We start from the raw sequence: 21,553 nt of genomic DNA on the forward strand, positions 1-21,553 counted from the left end.
ATAAAGGATGTGGTGTTGAAATGTTACCAGTTATATCTGATAAGGAATTATCTGAAATCTTTTTAAGTGAAAAGCAAATGGGCATATATGAATTTCTTCTGGAATTGAACGGTATGTGCAGCTCCCTCAATAAATTGGATAAGCAGGTGGAAAAGCTGGAAGGCTTGCTGGAAACCATAAAAGAAAGCGAATACCTTTCCACTTTGTATGTGCTTGCACTGATAAAAAATGCCGACGATATGGGGGGCCTTGACGGTAAAGTTCCTGCTGAAAAGGCAATCGGGCACATAAAATACATGACAGGCAAGTTTGGAATGACTAACAATGTGTTGTTCGTTCATGGCTTGTGGCATCGTGATATACATAAGATTGCCCATGGAGAAATAGACAGGAATAAAGGTGCGGAATTGCTGAAAATGGTGGTGGAGAGCAGCGAGGAACCCGTATACGCCCTGGAGCTGGCAAAGGCTTTGTTTAAGACCGGACAGAAGCGGGAAGCGGCAGTGGTTCTCAAGGGTATTATTGAAGCCGGGCCTTCAGGAGATATGCATTCTCAAATCATAGCGGAAGCAAAAGTATGGTATGAACATGCAAATAAGGATACAAAGATTGAAGTAAGGATTCCAAATATCAGTTTTCTGGATAAGGTGCTGGACACCAATTGTTCGGTAATCAGTCTCGGAAGCGATTCCTGCCCGTATTGCCTGCCTGCCCTGGAGGATTTGGATACTGTCTGTAATACGGTGAAGAAAGCGGGAAAGGAGCTGAAGCTTGTAACTCCCGTGGTATTTCAGAAGCATTGGGATATGGTTTTGGAATATGTAAACACGGTGATTAAAAAGTATCCCGACCTTAAATTGGTTATAAATGACTATGGAATACTGAATCATCTGAAAAACTCCGGCTACAATATGAAGAATGTTGCCCTGGGACATGTGCTTTCCTATATATATGAAGAATGTCCCTGGTTTGATTATCTGCTGGAGGCCGAGGGCGATTTCCTGAAAAATTCAGAAGAAATAACGGTCTTTGACACTCCGGGTAATTTAAGCGTAATAGAGGAATTCGGAATAGGTGAGGTAGAGACCTGTATGATGCCCTTTGCGGTATCCTCCTTCTATGGTTTCTGGGAACATGGCTTTAATGTAAATGCCATGGTGGACATGATTCCGTTTACCTATGGAAGGGCATGCCACGGTGCAAGATACTATGGGAAGGAAGTTGGAAAGGACTGCTTCGGAGTATGTGACAAGATAACCAAGCTCCGCTATTCCCACAGGTGGATATTCCAGGAAAAGCAACTGGAAAAAATCAAGGACGTGACCTATGACAGGATAAGTGTCATGCATTCCTATGGAAATGTCATATATTCAAAAACAAATTATGAAGCGACAGAAAAGGATGTAAACAAGGTAGATGCCATTACAATAGATATAAGGCACTATACCGACGAGGAACTCAATTCCATTTTGCAGAATTACCTGCCTTTGACAAAAAACAGTTAAATATAAAATATAAAGTTTGAGAGGTGACAGGGATATGTGGCTGACAATGAACAAGGAAAAATACGGCGAATATTTTGAGAAAAAAAACCGGGAAGTAAGTGATTTTTTCAAGGTGTGGCTCAGTTATGAAGAGATACGCCAGATACAGCAAGAAAAGCTCAACGAGGTACTGCAGTATGTGATAGGGAATTCAAAATACTATTCCCAGACCCTGGCTGATTACAAAAACGTGGAGGTCCGGCTATCCGATCTGCAGAAGCTGCCCTTCACGGAAAAAAAGCACCTGCAGGAGCAATTGGAAAACATGCTCTGTATAGATTATAAGGATGCATTTGTGTACTGTGAAACCTCCGGCACCACCGGTAAGGCAGTACCCTGTCCAAGAAGCCCCATAGACAAGATTTTTGTAAATCTCAACTGGACCTACGGCTGGAGATATATCCTGGGAACTGAAAAAAAACATGTGGTGGGTATCTCAGGGCCCACCGAACTCTATGGAGTAGTTGACACCTTTTCAGATGTATTCAACAATCTTGGCCATTGTGTAGCTAAAATAAATCCCTTTGCCCACAGGCTGAATTTCAATAAGGCCCTTGAAGTAATGAGGGATTTGAGGATGACCATTTTCTGCGGTACTCCCACTGTGTGCATGATGCTTGCAAAAGCCTGCAAGACTTATGGTTTCGACATCAAGAAGGATTTTTCGCTGGAAAGGATATTTCTCACCGGCGAGCTGTGTTCAAATGAAATGGCCAGGAATATCAGCAGGATATGGGGAGCTAAAGCAATAAACCATCCCTATGGCTCTCAAGAACTATTTTCCATATCCACGGCCTGCAAGAATGACCATCTGCACCTGCTGCCCCTGGATTACATATATGAGGTGGTGGACTGCAAGACAGGAGAATACATAGGCGAAACCGGTATGGGGGAACTTGTCATAACCATGCTGGAAAAGGGGGCCAAACCTCTCATCAGATTTAAAACAGGTGATTATGTAAGAGTTGAAAAAAATGATGACTGCACCTTCCCTTCATATGTGGTGGAACCTCTCGGAAGGGTGAAGGACATATTGACTCTTAATAATAAGGAAGTAACTGCTTTCGAAATCGAGGAGCTCATAGTTAAAGAACTGGAAAGCTGCTTCGGCTACAGCCTTACCATTGACACGGTGGAGGACAGGGATTTTCTCAGAATAGAACTTGATCTGGAGGATTCAGGGATTCTAAGCAGGGAGGCCGAAAATAAGATACTCAGGAACATAAAGGAATATGTGGGGGTGGACAGTGAAATAGCTGTCAGCCAATTGGGCAGTGAAACTACCCTGGGGGCCAACATTGGATGGAAGGCAGCCAGAGTTCAGGATAAACGGATTGTTATGGACGCAGAGAAACTACTGGCTATTGAGATGGGTAAAAAAAGGATGATATAAGTATGAATAAGCTTGATTATATGGAGTCCTTGACAGGAGCATTCAGAAGCAAAACGGAAGAATTTCTTTCAAGCACCAGGAATACCTCCATAAGGCTGGGAACCCTGGGGGCAAAAGGCACTACAAGCAGCATGGCCGCCGAGTACATGCGGTCGGTTCTGGATGCCAATAATACGTCAATTGATATTGTATATTATGACACCTTTCAGGTAGTTCAACAGAACCTGCTGAACAGGGAAGTGGAGTATGCTCTGGTTCCCAATGCCTATGAGCGTGTTACGGATTTTTACTGGGACAATGCCCTGATACCGGTGTTGTATTTTATTTATGACACTCCCATGTATTCGGTGTACTCCCTTCCCGGAAAGTACGGGTCAGCTTCTGAGGCAGTACAAAATGACAGTCTGAAAATAGCAGCCTGTCCGGCAGTGTATAAGCTGATAGACATACTGCTTCCGGGCCTGGATACGGAGAAAATGCAAATTATCCAGGTTCCGTCTACAGACAGCGCAGCAAAGCACGTGGCCGCAGGCTTGTGTGATATGGCGGTGACCAACGAGCTGTGTGCAGGCAAATACGACCTGTCAAATGTAACAGAAATGTATAGGGTGGAAATGTCGTGGGTTGTATTTAAAAATTTGGCAAAAGGAAATAACTTATGAAATTATTAGAGTTAGCGAAGAGAGAAATTGACTCCATTGTTCAAATGTACATATTGCATGACAAGCACGAAATAATCATTTCCCTGCTGCCGCCCCTGGCAAAACTCAACAACCATGACCATGAGGCATGCCAGTTCGGGACAAGCTTTGAAAATGATTTTACCTTCTACATCAACAATGAAGGAATCCGGGTAAACAAAGACATCATTTATGATATAGGAGGCTGCGTACCTCACTCCGCATACAGCCCTCACAAGTTTACCATAACAACTCTGGACATAAAATATTTTTGTCAGGGCAATCCTGCGTCCGGCCAGGAGGGCATAAAAACAGAAGAACTGGTATCTTGTGCAGTAGCCCCCGGCATATACAGGCAAACCTATGAGAACAATGTGTTCGTATATGACACATATACCTATGAGGATCTGTGTTCCATGGAATTCAGCGGCGGAGATTATGACTATATCATTGCTTCGACGCCGGGAGTGTGTGCAATGGAGGATTCTGTGCTGGAGCTGGAGGAAATGCGCATATATGAGCCACACAGAAATAAAAATTATATACTTGCCGGCAAAGTTCCCGACACCAGGTTTGTATGCATAAGGTTCAAATAATAGCAAAGTGAGATGATAACAGCAATGGTTACTGATAAAATAATTGAATTCTTCGGTATATCCCAGCAGGAAGTCAATGGCTTTGAAAGTGTGGATGACAAGATAAAGTATATTTTTGACCTGTACCGGGGAAAAGTCTTCTTTGACGGAACCAAGAATTTCTTCAACAAGCGTATTTTCTACGCCCCGGAGGAAACCTTGGAGGTGCTGGAAAAAGGCTTCGGGCTTCACTGCCAGGAAATGATTTTTTTATTGAAGGAAATCCTTTTATATTTCGGCATAGAGGGAAGGATTACCCACGGAGATATATACGACTTTGACCTGGGAATAAAAAAAGACAGGTTTATCTCCATATTAATTGTTGACATGGGAGCTTACTTTTTTCACATAGACACACTGCATAAGGCTTTGCTGAAGATTGAAAAAGGAAAGGCTGTAAAAAGTGAAGATGGTACGATTGAAACCCTTGATATTTACGAGGGGTATTATGTGGTCAAGAAATATGACGGCGGCATCAACTTCTATTCTGAAATGATATTCAAGGATGTGGAAGAGCGGTTCAGAATTAACAGAATGGAGCAGACCTACAACAATTCCACAGTGCCCTGGGGGATAATCGCGCCTTTCTATTGGGAGGTAAATCCCGAAAGGAAGGTGCTGTACAACATATTGCAGGATAAGGTAAGGATAACCTACGGCAGAAATGTATACGATTATGACCTCCTGGAATGGGATATAAGTCCGGAGAGCAATTGGCTCTCGGACAAGCAGAAGCAAAAGGTAAATAAATGTATTGCCGAAATAATACAGAATATAGATACCTACATGGAGGTGGCAAAAAATGCCGCACCCAAGGTTGATTCGCAAATAAGCCATGAGACCTGCCTTTTTTAGGTGCTAAATAGAAAAGGTTTATCGCTGGTGCAGTGGATTACAGAAAAGATATAGGAGGTTATATGTACAATTTTTCAGAAGATCAGATAGCTGTAAGAAAAATGGTAAAGGAATTTGCAGAAAAATATGTAAGGCCCCAGGTGAAAATCAGGGACAAGCAGGCACAATATCCCGGGGAAATAACAGGTATTCTGGCCGAACACGGCTATAAGGGCGCAAACATACCCGAGCAGTATGGCGGAGCCGGCCTTGACCCTGTGTCGTCTGTCCTTCTGGTAAATGGCATAAGTAGGGTGGACTCGTCTCTGGGACATATTCTGGAAGTTAACAATTACGGTTTTTGCGAGCCCATACTCACATTTGGGACGGAGGAACAGAAAGAAAAATATCTGCCGGAATTCACCACGGGAAAAAGCGTAGGCGGTTTCGCATACACTGAGGCAGGAGGAAGCGATCCATCAAATGTAAACCTCACTGCCCGGGAAAAAGACGGTGGGTATGTCTTAAACGGCAGCAAGATTATGGTTACAAATGCCCGCTACTCCGACAGCATGCTTGTGGTGGGACGGACGGCAAAGACGGAAAATCTGTTCTATGGACTTACCTTCTTTATTGTGGATATGGACAAAGCAGGAATAACAGTGGGAAAGACAGAGGATACAATGGGACAGCGCTCTATAGAAATGTGCGAGGTCAGCTTCGAAAATTGCATTGTTGAAAAGGACAGGGTTCTGGGCAATGTGAATGAAGGCTTCAAGGTGTTGATGACACTTATGAACAAAATGAGGATATCCGTGTCGGCCATGGCGCTGGGAATAGCGGAAGCGGCTCTGGAAGAGGCCATGAAGTTTGCAAATGTGCCTTACCGTGACGGAAAGCCGCTGTACGAGATACCCTCGGTTAAAAACTATATTTCCGAAATGGTATCCCACATCAATATTATGAAGCTGCTGGTATACAGTGCTGCGGAATCAATCAAAGAGGATAATCCGGAAACAAGAATGAAATCCTTAAATACAAAACTGACGGTTTGCGAATATGCAAAGGACATCTGCGACAAGGCCCTGCAAATACACGGAGGCTGCGGGTTTATTTCCGATTATGACATAGAAAGGCTTTACAGGGATGTGAGGGCCACCACTATCTTCGGATTGACCAGTGAAAGAGCCAAGTCTTCAATAGCAGATATGTTTATAAAAAGATATTTGGAAAATGGTGATATATGATGTTTGAGGTTAATGGCGGAAGGCTTGCAGCAATCGCCTTGAAGAAGCTGGGTATAAACAGAATATTCGGGCTGATTGGCTATCAGGCCACATATCTTTTTGATGGCTTTGATGAAGAGGGCATAGAGATATTTGACGTGCGGCATGAACAGGCTGCAGTACATATGGCTGACGGAGCCGCACAGGTCACCGGAGCTGTGGCGGTAGCGGTGACTATCGGAGGTCCCGGCTTTACCAACGCAATATCTGCGGTTTTAAAGGCACAGACCGCAAACAGTCCCCTGGTGGTAATTACGGGAGCGGCCGAGCCCTTTAAAAGAGATATTGGTGCAATGCAGGAAATAGACCACTGGAATATGGTAAAGGATTATGTAAAATGGTCGGTTGAGGTTCCAACTGCACAGAGGATTCCGGAATATATATACAAAGCTGTCCAAAGGGCGGTCAATGGTAAGCCGGGAGTTGTGGTACTGGCCATGCCTGTAAATATTCTCAGTGAGAAAGTGCTTCTGGAAAACATTGATTGGCCCGGCGATGAAATTACCAAAAGGAAGGTAATCCACCCGGAGGTTGCTGATGTCAAAAGAATGCTGGACCTGCTGAGTTCTTCAAAAAAACCAATAATAATTGCAGGCAGCGGAATGCTGTATTCCCATGCCGAAGAGGAATTGAGGGCTTTTGTTGAAAAGTCGGGAATTCCGGTTTATACCATAAATGCCGGAAGGGGAAGCGTACCTGACGGACACGAGCTTGCCTTCGGACTTGGAAGGCCCTTGGAGGGCGGACCACAGCTATATGGCTTCAAGAATGCCGATACGGTGATAATTATGGGCCTCAAGCTGAACTTTACAATCGGCTATGGAAAGCCTCCCATATTTGACGCAAGACAGAATTTTGTCCAGATAGATATTGACCCTGAAGAACTGGGCAGAAGCGGAAGAAAGATAGATGTGGGGATAGTCGGAGACCTGGAGGAGACTTTAAAGCTGTTGTTGGAGGAAGTGCCCAACTTCAGCCTGCCTTCGTTTGATCAGTGGAAAGAGGAATTGAGAGCCAGGGAAGCGGAATATTGGCAGGAGTTTAATAAAACCTACCTGGGGTATTCGGGTGCTAAGGTAAATCCTGTGGAACTTATAAACTTAATACAGAGCGAATTACCTCCTGACTTTATCAGTGTCGTTGACGGATCAAATGCACTGTTCTGGGGGCTTTTGCTGTTAAAATGCACCGGAGCGGGGCATCAGCTAATAGGTCCCAGCGGGATATTGGGCCCCATGGGCACAGGCTTGCCGCTGGCACTTGGAGCGAAGGCTGCCCAGCCGGACAAGACTGTATTGCTGTATACCGGCGACGGTTCACTGGGCTTCAACCTGGCAGAACTGGATACTGCAATAAGGCTGGGCATAAAAATAATAATAGTGGTTCACAATGACGGAGCATGGGGTCTGCCCAAGGATACACAAAACAGACTTTTCAAGAAAAGGAATTATGCCGTAGACCTTGGAATAACGAGATATGACAGGATTGTTGAGGCACTTGGAGGCCAGGGAGAACTTGTAACCAGCAGGGAAGAAATTCTTCCTGCCATGAGGAGAGCTTTGGAAGCTGAAAAACTGGCGTGTATAAATGTAATTATCGAGGAAAGCATTATGAGTCCCGGCACGAGGCTGTTGTCCCTGATAGAAACGGATAACAGCGGGAAGGCTGATAAGGGATAAGTTTGCTACAGGAAGGGGGACGGATATTCATGGGAAAAAACTTGAAGGCACTGAGGCAGGAGATAGACGATATCAACTTATCAATATTGGATTTAATTAATAAAAGGACCTTGCTTCTTCAGCAAATAGGAAAACTGAAAGATGAATATTCAATGGAATACTTTGATACCGAGAGGGAGGCAAAGATGCTGGAGAATATATTCAATCACAACCGGGGGCCGTTATATAATGAGCTTGTAAAGGACATATTCAATTCCATATTTTCCTCGTCACTTAAATATATGGGGATTACCCGAGAAAAAAAGCTGCTTGTAAGCTCAAAATCACAGGAGAAGTTCAAGACCATCAGAGAGATCTTTGATTTGCCGGATGACTCCCCGATAATAGTAGCGGGGCCTTGCGCCGTGGAAAACATAGAGTATCTGGAAAAAATCGCCCGCTTCCTGAGAGACAAAAATATCAGATTCATACGGGCAGGTGCCTATAAGCCAAGGACCTCCCCCTATGACTTCCAGGGAATGAGGGAAGACGGTTTAAAAATACTTCACGATGTGGCCAAGGAATATCAGCTTTACACAATAACAGAAGTGGTGGACACAAGGGATGTGGAACTGGTATCCAAGTATGTGGATGTTCTGCAGATAGGCGCAAGAAACATGCAGAATTTCGAGCTGCTGAAGGAGGCGGGCAGGAGCACACGGCCTGTACTGCTTAAAAGAGGAATCAGTGCGACAATACAGGAGCTGATGTGTGCTGCCGAGTATGTGGTTGTAAACGGAAACAGGAATGTCATATTGTGTGAGCGCGGAATCAGGACCTTTGAAACGAAGACCAGAAATACCCTTGATATATCTGCTGTCCCAATCATAAAAAAGGAGACCGGCTTGCCGATTATCGTTGATCTGAGCCACTCCCTGGGAAGAAAGGATATAATAAAAAGTATTGCATGTGCCGTACTGGCTGCAGAGGCTGATGGAATAATGGTTGAAGTGCACCCGTATCCGGAGCTTGCCCTTTCAGACAGTAAACAGCAGTTGAATCTGGAGGAATTTGACGATCTGCTGAGTTCCATCAATAGAAATGTCAATGTCCTGAAATAATTAATCGGTTTTCAGCCGGTGGTAATTGACTTGGGCATTTTGCCCTGTGATGCCCGGGTATGCGGAAAGGAAGTTGAGTATTATTGAGAACGATTGTCTGCATTAAGCAGGTTCCTGAAACAAATGAAGTTAAAATAGACAGTGAAAATAATTCTCTTATCCGTGAAAAAAGCAATATGGCAATAAATCCTGTAGATATGTACGCCCTTGAAGAGGCCATACAGCTCAGCCGGGTTTCCGGCGGGAGCTCCACTGCAATGAGTATGGGCATACCGGAGGTTTCCGAACTGCTTAGAAATGCAATAGGACTGGGAATTGATGAAGCGGTTCTGTTGAGCGATATAGCCTTTGCAGGTGCCGATACTCTTGCCACGGCCTATGCACTGTCAATGGGAATAAAAAAGCTGGGAGACTACGACCTGATAATATGCGGCAGGAATTCCGCCGATGGAGATACGGGACAGGTGGGGCCCAGCCTGGCTGAAAAGCTTGGGATACCGCATATTACATGTGTAAACAGGATAATTGAGACGGAATCGGATTACATAAGATGCAGCCGGCTTTCAGAAAACGGCTATGAAATAGTTGAAATGTCTCTGCCCGGATTAATTACGGTTGTCAAGGGAATAAATGAGCCGCGGCTGCCGTCACTGGCAAGAATGATGAAAGCAAGAAAAGCTGATATTCCCATACTTACAGCCAGGGATATCGACGCTGACATAAAGCTTTGCGGGTTCACCGGCTCACCTACAAAAGTTGTAAGCACTCATATACCCTTAAAGGAGACCAACATTGAAATGTTCACCGGCAGTGAGGAGGAACAGGCACAATTGCTCATTGAGAGGTTAAATCGCCTGTTGTAAAAATATTTTATTTTCTGAGGACCATATGGCTAGAATATCTATATCAAATGAAAAATGTATAAGGTGTAAAGTGTGCATAGCCGCCTGCGCCTACAATATGATAGCTTTCAGCAATCAGGAGCTTGGCATAAATGACGGGTGCACCTTCTGCGGAAGCTGTATATCGGCCTGCAAATATGGCGCCATCACTATCACAGGGGAGGAAGGCCGCAGGCAGACTGAAAACGTGGCACGGTACAGCGGCGTCCTGGTATTTGGAGAATACACTGACGGCAAATTTTCGGGTGCGGTTCAGGAGATACTGGGAGAGGCCCGGAAAATCGCGGACAAGCTGGGCGTTCAGGTTTCAGCCGCCGTGCTTGGAAACCGTATGACAGACCCCGCAGGAGAACTTATAGCCGGGGGTGCCGACAAGGTATACCTGGTGGACCATCCCTTGCTGGAAAAATTCAATGACGATGTGTATACGGATGTCATAACTCAAATTGTAAATACCTACATGCCCGAAATATTTATTATTGCTTCCACCATTCACGGCAGTTCACTTGCTGCCAGGGTGGCATCCAGGTTGGGTACGGGGCTTACTGCTGATTGCACCGGGCTGGAGGTTGACATGGAGAGAAGGCTTCTCAGACAGACCCGGCCTACCTTCGGAGGTAACTTGATGGCGACCATCATTTGTCCCGGGGCACGGCCGCAGATGTGCACGGTGAAGCCCAGGGTAATGCAGAAGCTGCCCCCGGACTATTCCAGGGCGGGAGAGATAATCATACCCCGGGTTGATATTAAGGAGAGTTCCCGGCTAAGGATTATTGAAAGAATAGTCAGCGGCGGGATGGACTATAATTTAGAGGAAGCAGAAATAATAGTTTCGGTTGGAAGAGGGCTTCAGAACCCCAACAACCTTAACATGATAAGAGAATTTGCCAATGTGCTGGGAGCGTCAATAGGAGCCTCAAGAGCACTGGTGGACATGGGCTGGCTGGAGTACAGCCATCAGGTGGGACAGACCGGCAAGACCGTAAGGCCCAGGATATATTTTGCCTGTGGGATTTCCGGAGCCATACAGCACCTGGCAGGTATGCTTTCCTCGGAATTCATAGTTGCAATCAACAAGGACCCGGACGCTCCCATATTTAAAGCGGCCAATGTTGGGATCGTAGGGGATCTGACCAGTATCATACCCACGCTTACAACAGAATTAAAGAGGCTGTTGAAAAAATAACCGGAAGTCACTATGGCTTCCTTGTATCATTTAACAGCCCCCACAAAATTTTTATTTTTTAACCCTTCTCTATGTATCAGCCCGGATTTCTTACAGGGAAATCTGCTTCAGGCCGTATGCATCAAGCTCTTTTTTCAGCAATTCCAGATTGTTCAGGCTGATATCCACAAGCGGTAGACGGCAACTGCCCACATTCATTCCCAGAAGGTTCATGGCAGCCTTGATGGGTATGGGATTCACTTCGGTAAACAGGGCTTTTATCAGGTTCAGCGTCCCAAGCTGAAGCTTTCTTGCACCTGCCGTATCTCCTGAAAGGAATTTTTCAACCATATCATGAGTATCCTTTGGTATGATATTTGCCATGGTTGATATAACACCCCTGCCACCAAGAGAAAGAACAGGCAGTATGATGTTGTCGTCGCCGGAATATATGGTAAAATCGTCACCGCAGAGATTTACAAGGTCTCCTACCTGAAGAAGATTGCATTCCTTTAGTCCGGCAATATTGTCTATCTCAGATAAGGCTTTTACAGTTTCGGGATTCATGTTCAGATTTGTTCTTACCGGTATATTGTAAAGGATTACAGGTATCTTGACACTGGCGGCTATCAGCCTGAAATGTTCATAAAGTCCCTTTTGTGTCGTTTTATTGTAGTAGGGGGTAACAGAGAGAATGGCGTCGGCACCACTTGCCTCAGCAGCCTTGGACAGTTCTGCCGCATGCCGTGTGTCGTTGCTTCCTGCACCGGCTATAACCGGAATTCGTTTATTTACCTTATCCGCTGCAAATTTTATAACAGAAATATGTTCCTTGTCGGGAAGGGTTGAAGCTTCTCCTGTGGTGCCGCACACTACCACAGCATCAGACCCCCCGTTAATCTGAAAGTTCAAAAGAGCTTCCAACTTGCCGAAATCAATACCGCCGGAGGTAAATGGAGTCACAACAGCAGCGGCAGAACCTGTAAACACCGGATTTTTCATATAAGTCACCTCGCAAATGTAAAATAAAACCAGTAAAACCATTATAATACATAGGACCGTGAAAGTAAATTGACTTATTGTGCCCAGGGGCTTCAGGATTTGCCAAAAAGCAGCCGGACAGCCGGGGTTTCATACTGAAACCGGGCCCTGTTACTGCATATGATTATTTACACAAACTGCGGAAGTCCTGTATAATAATAATACATATTTAATTTACATATTATAGTATTATAGTAACAAGAGTTCTATGGCAATAATAAGAACAAAGAGGAATTTCAATATGACATTGAGCGAGGAATTAAGGTCCGGGCTTTCAGACAGAGGGGCCTGTGTTGTTGGATATGCCGACTTGTCAGGTGTCCCTGAAGAAAGCAGATGGGGCTACGGGTATGGAATAATAATTGCTGTCGAATTAACACCCTGCATTATTTCAGGAATTGAAAACGGCCCTACACCGGAATATTATGACGAGTATTTAAGAGTTAACACCCTGCTGAACAGTCTCGGAGAATATGCGGAGGGACTGCTTAAGAACAAGGGGTTTGAGGCTCTGGCATTAACTCAGAAGGTTGTTGAGATTCATCCGGAAACAAAGAGCACCCGCCTGCCTCATAAAACTGTTGCTACAAGAGCAGGAATAGGCTGGATTGGAAAAAATGCCATGCTGATAACCCGGGAAAGAGGCTCGGCAATCCGTTTGACAAGTGTACTTACAAATTGTCCGCTGGAAGCCGGCATTCCCATCAATGGTTCCAGGTGCGGCAGTTGTACCGTTTGCAGGGATTCCTGCCCGGGGGGTGCCATCACAGGCCGGGAATGGAACGTGGAAATGGAAAGAGCTGAATTGTACGATGCATTTAAATGCCGCAAGACTGCCCGGGAGAGGAGCCGAAGGATAGGTGTGGATGAGAGCCTTTGCGGACTTTGTATTTTGAAATGTCCATGGACTCAGCGGCATTTGGAAAAACTGCAGCACAAGACCTGACAAGTACTCTTTGTACCTATAAAATAATTTTGCCTGTTCAGCCTGATTCTTCAACTTATGCCCATCATCATGCCGGAGAGTAGATACAAAATCTCCCAACAAAAGACCTGAATCTATACGGAAGCCAAGCGGACAGACAATGCATCCCATTGATTGTTTCATTGCTTTTGTATAGGATTGGTCGGAGTTGGAGGATTTTTTTATTTCTTATTTTACACATAACTGATTTTAACTGGCAATACCGTAAAAGACTCCATGTTTTTCATAAAAACCTGAAAGGTTTCGCTTTATTTAATAATAATAAAATATTAAGTTAACAAAATTTTTTAGAATCCACCATAGTAAACCCAATATATGGTAAAAATATACTAAATATTACAAATAATACATAAATAAATGAGAAATGGGAGGTATTCCAGTGATTACCTATAAATTAAAAAAAAATACGCAGAGATAAAGGTTTAACACAGAAACAACTGGCACAAATTTCAGGAGTAAGCAAAAGCATGATATGTGCAATTGAAAATGCACAAAAACATCCTACAGTTCCGGTAATCTACTATTTGGCCCGAGCTTTGAAGGTTGAAGTAACACAGTTATTCGAGTATTCAGCAAGGTGATAAACCTTGCTTTTTTTGATGCCCGTACATATGAAGTCAATTACCCCGAATAAATCGCATAGTATTATATTCATGGGCTTTCTTTAACAATGGACTAAAGCCGTAAGACTGATTAAAACCCCGGTGTCACAACAGTACACCGGGGTTTTTCAGCAGCATTTGAGTGCTCAAGTGGTCTGTAACATCTGAAACCATTACCAGCCAAGTGCCTGAATCATTTTTTCAGCATATCTCTTGCCCAGGGTAACCTGAGAATCATGGCCGAAATGCAGCTTCCATTGAGTATCGGAAGGGTCTACCACCAAACCGTTTGCAGATACTACAGAACATTTTTTTACTACCGACGGCAATTTGTTTACCAGAGTATTGTGTCCTGCACAACTTCCTGTATAAAGCAGTTCACCTGCAATAAATGGAATGTCACCGAGATTCAGATCCTTTTTCAGGTCTTCAACCAGGGTATTTACCTTTCCCGGCCAACTGGCATCTCCGTTATTTGATTCGCCCTGATGGAAGAGGATGCCTTCGATGACTCCTCCCTTTTGCTGTGCAAGTTTCGCACGGTTTACAATCCAATTGTATTTGCTGCCTCCCGACTTAAGGAAGGTCTCGATTCTTTCACCGTTGATTGCACAAGGTACAAGACCTATAGTATCGCCCTGGGGCACTTTGTTTATAATAGTCTTGGCAAACCAGTCACCAGGTCCGATAGCGCCCTGATAGGTTGAGTGCAGCGGCGGGCAGGCTACATCCCACTGGTCTGTTACACGGCCGAGTGCGGGATTGTTGTCATAGCCCAATACAAGTATCCGGGGATCTTCAACCATGTCTGACGCCTGTGCCTTGGGATAGCCCTCCATATTGGACTGTCCCAGCAGCAGGAAAACGTGGAATGTAGGTTTGGTTGGAGTATCAACCGGGAACTTGTCTATCTGCCCAAGCAGGAATTTCTTGAGCAGTGCAAAATCCAGTGCCGTGATGCTGCCGTCACCATCTACATCGGCTGCTACAGTGTTTGTGATGTATTTGGTGCCCAGCAAATGCATTTTCATTGCTGCAAAGTCCAATGAGTCAACAGTCCCATTTGAATCAACGTCTCCGTAGATCTGGGCTGCCTGGGCACTAAAACTGAAGATACTCAGAAGCAGAGTTAGTGCCATTAATAATAAAAACCTTTTTTTCATACAAACCTCCTCTAGAATTTGGTAAAATAATGAGAGAACCTTCAATTGAAATCTATAGCCAATTTCCAATTGACAAATGATAAAGTAATAATACCTTTGCGGCATTGCTTGAATGCCAATGCTAAAAGGTAATATACGGTTTTGAGTTCAGTCTTGAAAATACATAAGAAGCCTGTCCTGAATCTAGGTGTTTGAAATGAATAAAGTACGATTTTTTGGAATTAACGAAACTCATTCTCTTATTATACCATCGTTACCATATAAATACAATTAGTTTAAAAAATAGAAGTGAATACCATTTTAAATGCGAATAAATTAACCGGTGCTGATTAAAAATGTGGTAACAGTAAGAAAATGCTGCTCACTCCCGGACGAGCTTCAAATAAATGCTTGGATATAACGCTTTTGGCGAAATTGTATATCTTGCAGCATGCTTTTTTAGCCGTCGCAGCAGCTCGACCATCCAGGTCTCCAGGGCTGCTTAAATTGACATCCCTGTCAATTTAACTGCCAAAGCAGCAGGCTGTAAGCCAACAATTTCAGCGAAAAGCTTTTAATCATACTGCGCATTTTTTAAAGTCGTCCTCATGTGAGCAAACTTGTCTCTTAAAGACTGTATTAACTGGCACTACAGGTTAAATTACACAGAGATAAAGTAAAAAGTAAAATGAAAGAAATAAGCCTTTTATATTGAAAAATATTCTTTCAAATAGAAAGCCATAAGCAGGTTAAATTTAACCTCGGAATTGTCAAGCTCGGTATTCAGGATATCCTTGATCTTTCTCATGCGATATACGATTGTATTACGGTGGGTATGCATTCTGAATGCCGTATCAAGTATGTTGCAGTCTGATAGCAGGAAAATGCGGAGGGTCTTCATGTAATCCGAATCGTGGAGGGTATCATATTGCTCCAGCACGCCCAGATGGCGTTCATAGATGGTCTGCAGCAGGGCCGGATCTGAAGAGGAGAAAAGAATCTGAAACAAACCCATATCATCAAAGTTTACAATCTGACGGTCCCACAGCACTGCTGCCGCCAGAGAAAAGCGCGCGCGTTTGTAGCTTGCGCTGATATCTGCAAGCGAACGTATTATATCGCTTACCCCCAGCCTGATGCTGTCACAAAAACATATGAGGTCGATTATCCCGCTCAAAGGCAATCTGGTACTTGTGAGGCTTAAAATCAAAATATGCAGGTGGTCATGCTCAAACAAATGGTATTTGAGGCCAAGGCCATTAAGAGGGGAAGTGATTCTTGTGCTGTCCTGCAGGTTTCTGATTACTATTATCCTGTAATCGGAGCTGGTTGCAAATCCAAACTGATTCATTGTCCTGAGAAGGTTTTCCTGCACAGGTGACTGGTAAAGTGCACTAAGAAAAGAAACATCCAACTGCTCTTCCCTTTGGTTGTTCTGGAGCAGCAAGATACTGAAATCCTGCATTATATCCACCAGATGCACCTCCCAGGGCATGGTGAAAACAGGAAAGCTGTTCCTGTCGCAGAGCTCCCGGATTTCGGGAGTTATGTCAAGGGGGTGGAGGTACTTGCCTACATTTATCAGTATACCGCTGCAATTGCGCATAATCAGCGCACTGATAAACTCATGCAGCCTGACGCTGCTCTGTGTAAAAAGCCCGGTGGTGATTACAAGCTCTCCGCCCTTTAAAAAGGATATATTCTGAATATCCTCCGCAAGATAAACCCAGGAAACAGAGTTGTTAAAGCCTGACTGCCCTCCGCAAATTCTTAAATTGTATTTTTCACCTGCATGCCCATATAGATCCGACACCTGTGTGTGCAAAACAGCATCCCTCCCAAGTTCACTATTAAAAGGATAACATAAATAGCGAGGATTTAAAACCTTTGTAAAGCTTTTACAAGACCAAAATCATATAGCATTTGTATTCTGAGTACAACAAAACTCAAAAAATTTGGAGTTTGAGTCCATTGTTAACAGATGCTGTTGTGCAGTATAATTAATTCAACATAATTCAACAGAAAGAAGAGTGCATTATGGGTGAGAAATTCGTTGTGACAATTGCGAGGCAATTCGGAAGCCTGGGGCGGCCAATAGCACGAAAGGTCAGTGAAAAGCTGGGCATAGAATATTACGACAGGGACATAGTGGAGCTTACAGCCAGAAACCTTAATCTCCCTGTATCAGCCATAAGTGATGCCGAGGAAAGTGCCAAATCAGCGTTTTTCAACATGAACTATCCTCTGGGCATGGGTACGACGGCAATTCAGGATTCCATCTTTGCCGCACAGCGTAAGATTATTGTGAACCTGGCCGAAAAAGAATCCTGCATAATAGTGGGACGCTGTGCAGACCATATTCTAAGGGACTGTAAGAATATTATAAATGTATTTATTTATGCTCCCTATGAGGCCAGGCTGGTCAATTGTGTTGAAAGGCTGGATATGCGCCCTGATGAGGCTAAAAGGATGATAGCCTCGGTGGACAAAGCCAGAGAATCCTATCACAGGCACTACTGCGGATATTCCATGTCAGACAAGGACTATAAGCATGTGATGCTGGATTCAAGCCTGCTGGGAGTTGACGGCACCTGTGACGTACTGGCAGATGTAATTAAAAAGAAATTTAATCTTGAATAATGAATGTGTGCAGTAAAGGGTAAACAGCAATGGAGCTTTTATTATAGGGCTCTGTTGCTGTTTTTTATTTGGTTGGAGCTGTGTTTTACGAAGGCCGGGTATTCCGTTTGACAAAATATTGCAGGGTGATTTCCGGGTATTGGAGGAAGGTGGATATATGGATATGCTTGAAATAAAAAATCTTTCAAAATGCTTTATAGATCTTGAAGTGCTCAGAGATGTGAACATTTCCATAAAAAAGGGAGAAGTGGTAGTGGTCATAGGGCCGTCGGGCTCCGGAAAAAGCACTCTGCTGCGGTGTATCAATCTGCTGGAGCAGCCCACCGGAGGCCAGATTCTCTACATGGGGCAGAACATATTAAAACTGGGTAAAAAGGTTACTGACTACAGGAAGCATGTTGGAATGGTTTTTCAAAGGTTTAACCTTTTTCCGCTGAAAACCGCCCTGGAAAACGTGATGTACGCGACCGTCAAGCTGAACAGGGTGCAGCCCAGGGAGGCAAGGGAGAAGGCTATGGAGCTGCTGCGGAAGGTTGGTCTTGAAAGCAAGGCGGAGGTCTATCCTCTGGCCCTTTCGGGCGGACAGCAGCAGCGTGTGGCTATTGCAAGAGCCTTGGCCATGCAGCCGGATATTATGCTTTTTGATGAGCCTACTTCCGCCCTTGACCCCGAGCTGGTGGGTGATGTGCTTGAGGTTATGAAACAACTGGCCAAAGAGGGTATGACCATGGTGGTTGTCACACATGAAATGGGTTTTGCAAAGGATGTGGCCGACCGGGTGATTTTTATGGATGGGGGCTACGTTATTGAAGAAAATACGCCTTCAGAGATTTTTTCAAGGCCAAGGAATGACAGGACCAGGGCTTTTCTGGCCCGTGTTCTGTGACAGGGGGGATTTTTATGGAAATGCATTTCTTAAAAGCTTTTAACACTTTGGGACCGGATCTTTTGAGAGGTGTGGGCATAGTCATATATATTACCCTGGTCGGCTTTGCATGTGCTCTGGTGGTGGCATTGCTGATGGCTATGGGGAGGCTGACCAAAAGAAAGCTTCCGGGACGTCTGCTGGGGCTGGTAATCGAGCTGGTGAGAGGTACGCCGCTGCTGGTTCAGTTCTTCTATATTTATTATGTCGTGCCCATGCTGATAAACGGAACAGCGGGCTTGCTGGGATATGACACAAACATTCAAATACCCGCTGCGACCTGCGGCATTATCGGTTTTGCAATAAATTACGGCTGTTATATGTCAGAGGTTATCCGGTCGGCCATACTGGCCATTGATCCGGGGCAGCGTGAAGCAGGTCTGGCGCTTGGCTTTAGTGAGAATCAGGTGCTTTTTCACTTTATACTGCCACCGGCGCTGCGAAATTCAATCCCGGTTTTCGGAAATTACCTTGTCATGCTCATAAAGGATACCTCGCTGCTGGCCATGATATCGGTGCAGGAGCTGCTTTTGAGGACAAAGACCTTTGCCTCGCAGACATTCCTGACAGTGGAGGCATATACCATACTTGCACTTGTATATCTGGTAATCAGCATCCCGTTGTCACAGCTCAGCAAGATTGTTGAACGAAGGCTCAAACAGATACGTTGATATTTGCTCGTATATGAATTAATAAGTTGACATAATAATAAAGCTTAGTGGATAATCACAAATCAATTATAAAACTGAATTAAATAAAATCAATTTAAATTAAAAGAAAGAAGGGGAACACTATGAAAAAAATTAAAGTGGAAAAATTAATTGCCGCAAGCCTTGCTTTACTGCTGCTGTTTACGCTTGTCACAGGCTGCGGTTCCGGAAAGAGCAGTACGGAGGATGCTTCAAAGACCTCCTCCGCGGCTTCTGCATCAGCAGGCAGTCCTTCGGCGGAATCCCAGGTGCTGAAAAAAATTAAGGACAAGGGATATATACTTATAGGTTCATCCAATGATGCTCCATTCTCATATAAGGATGTTAAGACAGGAAAACTGGAGGGCATTGATATTGAAATCCTGCGTGAGATTTGTAACCGTCTTGGAATTCCGGACATCCAGATGAAGGTCATTGATTTTTCCAACCTGCTGGTTGAATTGAATAACAACAGCATAGATATGGTGGTCGATGCCATGTATGTCAAGGAGGAAAGACTGCAAATCGCGGCATTCACAGACAAATGGTATCAGGAAGGGGAAGCGGTTGTCATTCCGGCGGATTCAAAGATAGCTTCCAAGGAGGATTTGAAGGGCAAAACCATTGGAGCTCAGCCGGGAACCACCTTCTACGAAACAGCCCAGAAGTGGCTGGATGATGGCAAGATAGGCAAGCTTGAGGCTTATGACAGCCAGGCAACACTTATGACGGCAGTAAATATGGGAAAGGTGGATGCGGTGGTAACTGACGGAATCGTGGCAGGCTACACCCTGTCGTCCGACAGCTCTCTCAAGCTGAAGCTGCTCTCTCCCTATGAGGCAGAGGCAAGCGGGCAGATTGGAGCGGCTGTACGCTTTAAGGACAAAGATTTTCTGTCGGAAGTCAACAAGGTATTAAATGCCATGAAAGAAGATGGCACCCTCATGAAAATTCTGGAAAAATATGGACTCACCGGGGATTATTATGTGGGAGTTGAAGAGGGTACGACCAGGAATATCAAATAGCAGGCAAATACGGCAACCGGGTGTGGGAGTCGAGTGAAAAGGCGGGGCTGAAGACCTGTTTACGGGTTAGCTGATATGAATACAGCCCTGCAATATTCTCAAACTGTTTGGAGGGGATTTTATGCTGGAGTTTCAGTATAATCTGCCGGTCAACCTGGTGTTTGGCCGTGGAAAATCTGATGAAATCGGAAAAATTGCAGCCGGACTGGGAGGCAGAGTTCTGATTGTAACCGGAGGCAGCAGCACAAAGCGCTCGGGCCTGCTGGAGAAAACCGGGGCACTGCTGAAGGAGAGCGGTGTTTCATATGTAATTTTTGATAAGGTAACACCAAATCCCGTTACTACAACGGTTTATGAGGGCGCCGGCCTGGCGCTGGCTGAGAATTGTCAGGCCGTAATAGCTCTGGGAGGCGGAAGCAGCCTTGATGCAGGCAAGGCCATTGCCTTCCAGGCGGTAAACGGCGGAGACATCAGTGATTATATATTTGGCAGGAAATACAGCGACAGGGCCCTACCTGTCATTGCCGTACCAACCACCTGCGGAACCGGAAGCGAAGGTAACGGCTTTGCAGTTGTTACCAACCCGGATACTATGGATAAAAAATCACTGCGCTGCAAGGCCATAATACCGGTCTGCTCAATTATAGACCCGCTGCTGATGACTACCATGCCCAGGTCCACACTGGCGGCAGTAGGTTTTGATGCACTATGCCACAATATGGATGCATATATATCCCGGATAGCCCAACCCTTGGTGGAGATTCAGGCGTTGGAAGGAGTACGGCTGGCTGCAGGAAGCCTGAGAAAACTTTACCGGAATCCGGCTGACCTGGATTGCTGGGACCAGCTTTGCCTTGCCAGCACCCTTGGAGGCATGGCAATCAATACAGCGGGAGTCACAGCCTTGCATGGCATGGAGCACCCTGTCAGCGGACTGAAGGATATTGTGCATGGTGAAGGGCTTGCCGCCCTGGCTCCGGTGGTTTTTGAAGAGTCAATAGCGGGAGCGCCTCATAAATTTTCCATATTGTCAAAGCTTATGGGAGGCAGGGATGAAAATGACTTTGTTCTCAAAATACGTGGATTGCTTGAGGAACTTCAACTGAATACCACTTTGGGAGAGCTGGGAATTAACGAAGACGAGGTGGACTGGCTGGCCGGGAACTGCATGAAGGTGTCTGCCGCCAGCATTGCCAACCATCCTGTGGTTTTCAGCCTGGAGACTGTAAAAAGTATTTACAGGAAAGCTATATAAGTTGTATGGGAACACACTTGTTAAGGAGGAC

General features: G+C 44.9%; 20 protein-coding genes. 17 read left to right on the top strand and 3 right to left on the bottom strand.

Going from position 1 to position 21,553, the window contains the following annotated elements; translation table 11 throughout:
* Positions 1-20 precede the first annotated feature (20 nt).
* The 10 genes from CLHUN_RS05415 (at position 21) to CLHUN_RS05460 (ending at position 11,239) form a co-directional block, all read left to right on the top strand.
* Positions 21-1,505: a hypothetical protein gene (locus CLHUN_RS05415; protein WP_080063552.1), complete on the top strand. Its 1,485-nt coding sequence runs from the start codon at positions 21-23 to the stop codon at positions 1,503-1,505.
* A gap of 34 nt (positions 1,506-1,539) precedes the next feature.
* The gene (locus CLHUN_RS05420; RefSeq protein ID WP_080063553.1) at positions 1,540-2,937 is read left to right on the top strand and encodes a phenylacetate--CoA ligase family protein; all 1,398 of its coding nucleotides are present in this window, start codon (positions 1,540-1,542) and stop codon (positions 2,935-2,937) included.
* Positions 2,938-2,939: 2 nt separating this feature from the next.
* On the top strand, positions 2,940-3,599 hold the full coding sequence (locus tag CLHUN_RS05425) for a type 2 periplasmic-binding domain-containing protein (protein ID WP_080063554.1): 660 nt from the start codon (positions 2,940-2,942) through the stop codon (positions 3,597-3,599).
* Positions 3,596-4,213, top strand: coding sequence for a cupin domain-containing protein (locus tag CLHUN_RS05430; RefSeq protein ID WP_080063556.1), 618 nt, complete (start codon positions 3,596-3,598; stop codon positions 4,211-4,213). The genes CLHUN_RS05425 and CLHUN_RS05430 overlap by 4 nt, the downstream gene beginning before the upstream one ends.
* Positions 4,214-4,237: 24 nt before the next feature.
* Positions 4,238-5,107: a hypothetical protein gene (locus tag CLHUN_RS05435; RefSeq protein ID WP_133051090.1), complete on the top strand. Its 870-nt coding sequence runs from the start codon at positions 4,238-4,240 to the stop codon at positions 5,105-5,107.
* A 62-nt stretch (positions 5,108-5,169) separates the two neighbouring features.
* Positions 5,170-6,333 carry an acyl-CoA dehydrogenase family protein gene (locus tag CLHUN_RS05440; RefSeq protein ID WP_080063560.1) on the top strand — a complete coding sequence of 388 codons (1,164 nt, stop codon included), beginning with the start codon at positions 5,170-5,172 and terminating at the stop codon, positions 6,331-6,333.
* A complete protein-coding gene (locus CLHUN_RS05445; RefSeq protein WP_080063561.1) occupies positions 6,330-8,051 on the top strand; it encodes a thiamine pyrophosphate-binding protein in 1,722 nt (573 codons plus the stop codon). Before CLHUN_RS05440 ends, CLHUN_RS05445 begins: the two co-directional genes overlap by 4 nt.
* Before the next feature lie 29 nt (positions 8,052-8,080).
* Positions 8,081-9,151, top strand: coding sequence for a bifunctional 3-deoxy-7-phosphoheptulonate synthase/chorismate mutase (locus tag CLHUN_RS05450; RefSeq protein ID WP_080063563.1), 1,071 nt, complete (start codon positions 8,081-8,083; stop codon positions 9,149-9,151).
* 83 nt (positions 9,152-9,234) lie between these two features.
* Positions 9,235-10,014 (top strand): electron transfer flavoprotein subunit beta/FixA family protein, encoded by a 780-nt coding sequence (locus CLHUN_RS05455; RefSeq protein ID WP_117387023.1) that lies wholly within the window; start codon positions 9,235-9,237, stop codon positions 10,012-10,014.
* A gap of 25 nt (positions 10,015-10,039) precedes the next feature.
* A complete protein-coding gene (locus CLHUN_RS05460; protein WP_080063564.1) occupies positions 10,040-11,239 on the top strand; it encodes an electron transfer flavoprotein subunit alpha in 1,200 nt (399 codons plus the stop codon).
* Between the two features lie 90 nt (positions 11,240-11,329).
* Here CLHUN_RS05460 and dapA read toward each other — a convergent pair whose 3' ends face one another.
* Positions 11,330-12,220: a 4-hydroxy-tetrahydrodipicolinate synthase gene (dapA, locus tag CLHUN_RS05465; protein ID WP_080063565.1), complete on the bottom strand. Its 891-nt coding sequence runs from the start codon at positions 12,218-12,220 to the stop codon at positions 11,330-11,332.
* Between the two features lie 280 nt (positions 12,221-12,500).
* On the opposite strand from dapA, the gene CLHUN_RS05470 reads away from it, so the two are divergent.
* Together CLHUN_RS05470 and CLHUN_RS22845 are read left to right on the top strand one after the other, a co-directional pair.
* Positions 12,501-13,205, top strand: coding sequence for a 4Fe-4S double cluster binding domain-containing protein (locus tag CLHUN_RS05470; protein ID WP_165755671.1), 705 nt, complete (start codon positions 12,501-12,503; stop codon positions 13,203-13,205).
* A gap of 443 nt (positions 13,206-13,648) precedes the next feature.
* Positions 13,649-13,825, top strand: coding sequence for a helix-turn-helix domain-containing protein (locus CLHUN_RS22845; RefSeq protein WP_080063568.1), 177 nt, complete (start codon positions 13,649-13,651; stop codon positions 13,823-13,825).
* Between the two features lie 194 nt (positions 13,826-14,019).
* Here CLHUN_RS22845 and CLHUN_RS05480 read toward each other — a convergent pair whose 3' ends face one another.
* Together CLHUN_RS05480 and CLHUN_RS05485 are read right to left on the bottom strand one after the other, a co-directional pair.
* Positions 14,020-15,009, bottom strand: a complete 990-nt coding sequence (locus CLHUN_RS05480; protein WP_080063569.1) for a sialate O-acetylesterase — start codon at positions 15,007-15,009, stop codon at positions 14,020-14,022.
* A 685-nt stretch (positions 15,010-15,694) separates the two neighbouring features.
* Complete coding sequence (locus CLHUN_RS05485) at positions 15,695-16,813, bottom strand: PucR family transcriptional regulator (RefSeq protein ID WP_080063571.1); 1,119 nt, start codon at positions 16,811-16,813, stop codon at positions 15,695-15,697.
* Positions 16,814-17,025: 212 nt separating this feature from the next.
* Here CLHUN_RS05485 and CLHUN_RS05490 point away from each other — a divergent pair, with 212 nt between their 5' ends.
* The 5 genes from CLHUN_RS05490 to CLHUN_RS05510 all read left to right on the top strand — a co-directional run bounded on the left by CLHUN_RS05490 (position 17,026) and on the right by CLHUN_RS05510 (position 21,522).
* The gene (locus tag CLHUN_RS05490; RefSeq protein WP_080063572.1) at positions 17,026-17,628 is read left to right on the top strand and encodes a cytidylate kinase-like family protein; all 603 of its coding nucleotides are present in this window, start codon (positions 17,026-17,028) and stop codon (positions 17,626-17,628) included.
* Between the two features lie 163 nt (positions 17,629-17,791).
* Positions 17,792-18,514 (top strand): amino acid ABC transporter ATP-binding protein, encoded by a 723-nt coding sequence (locus CLHUN_RS05495; RefSeq protein WP_080063594.1) that lies wholly within the window; start codon positions 17,792-17,794, stop codon positions 18,512-18,514.
* Between the two features lie 14 nt (positions 18,515-18,528).
* The gene (locus CLHUN_RS05500; RefSeq protein WP_080063573.1) at positions 18,529-19,224 is read left to right on the top strand and encodes an amino acid ABC transporter permease; all 696 of its coding nucleotides are present in this window, start codon (positions 18,529-18,531) and stop codon (positions 19,222-19,224) included.
* A 122-nt stretch (positions 19,225-19,346) separates the two neighbouring features.
* Positions 19,347-20,267: a substrate-binding periplasmic protein gene (locus CLHUN_RS05505; RefSeq protein WP_080063575.1), complete on the top strand. Its 921-nt coding sequence runs from the start codon at positions 19,347-19,349 to the stop codon at positions 20,265-20,267.
* 124 nt (positions 20,268-20,391) lie between these two features.
* Positions 20,392-21,522 carry an iron-containing alcohol dehydrogenase gene (locus CLHUN_RS05510; protein WP_080063595.1) on the top strand — a complete coding sequence of 377 codons (1,131 nt, stop codon included), beginning with the start codon at positions 20,392-20,394 and terminating at the stop codon, positions 21,520-21,522.
* The last annotated feature ends 31 nt before the right edge of the window (positions 21,523-21,553 follow it).

Source organism: Ruminiclostridium hungatei, from assembly GCF_002051585.1.
Lineage (GTDB): Bacteria > Bacillota > Clostridia > Acetivibrionales > DSM-1351 > Ruminiclostridium > Ruminiclostridium hungatei.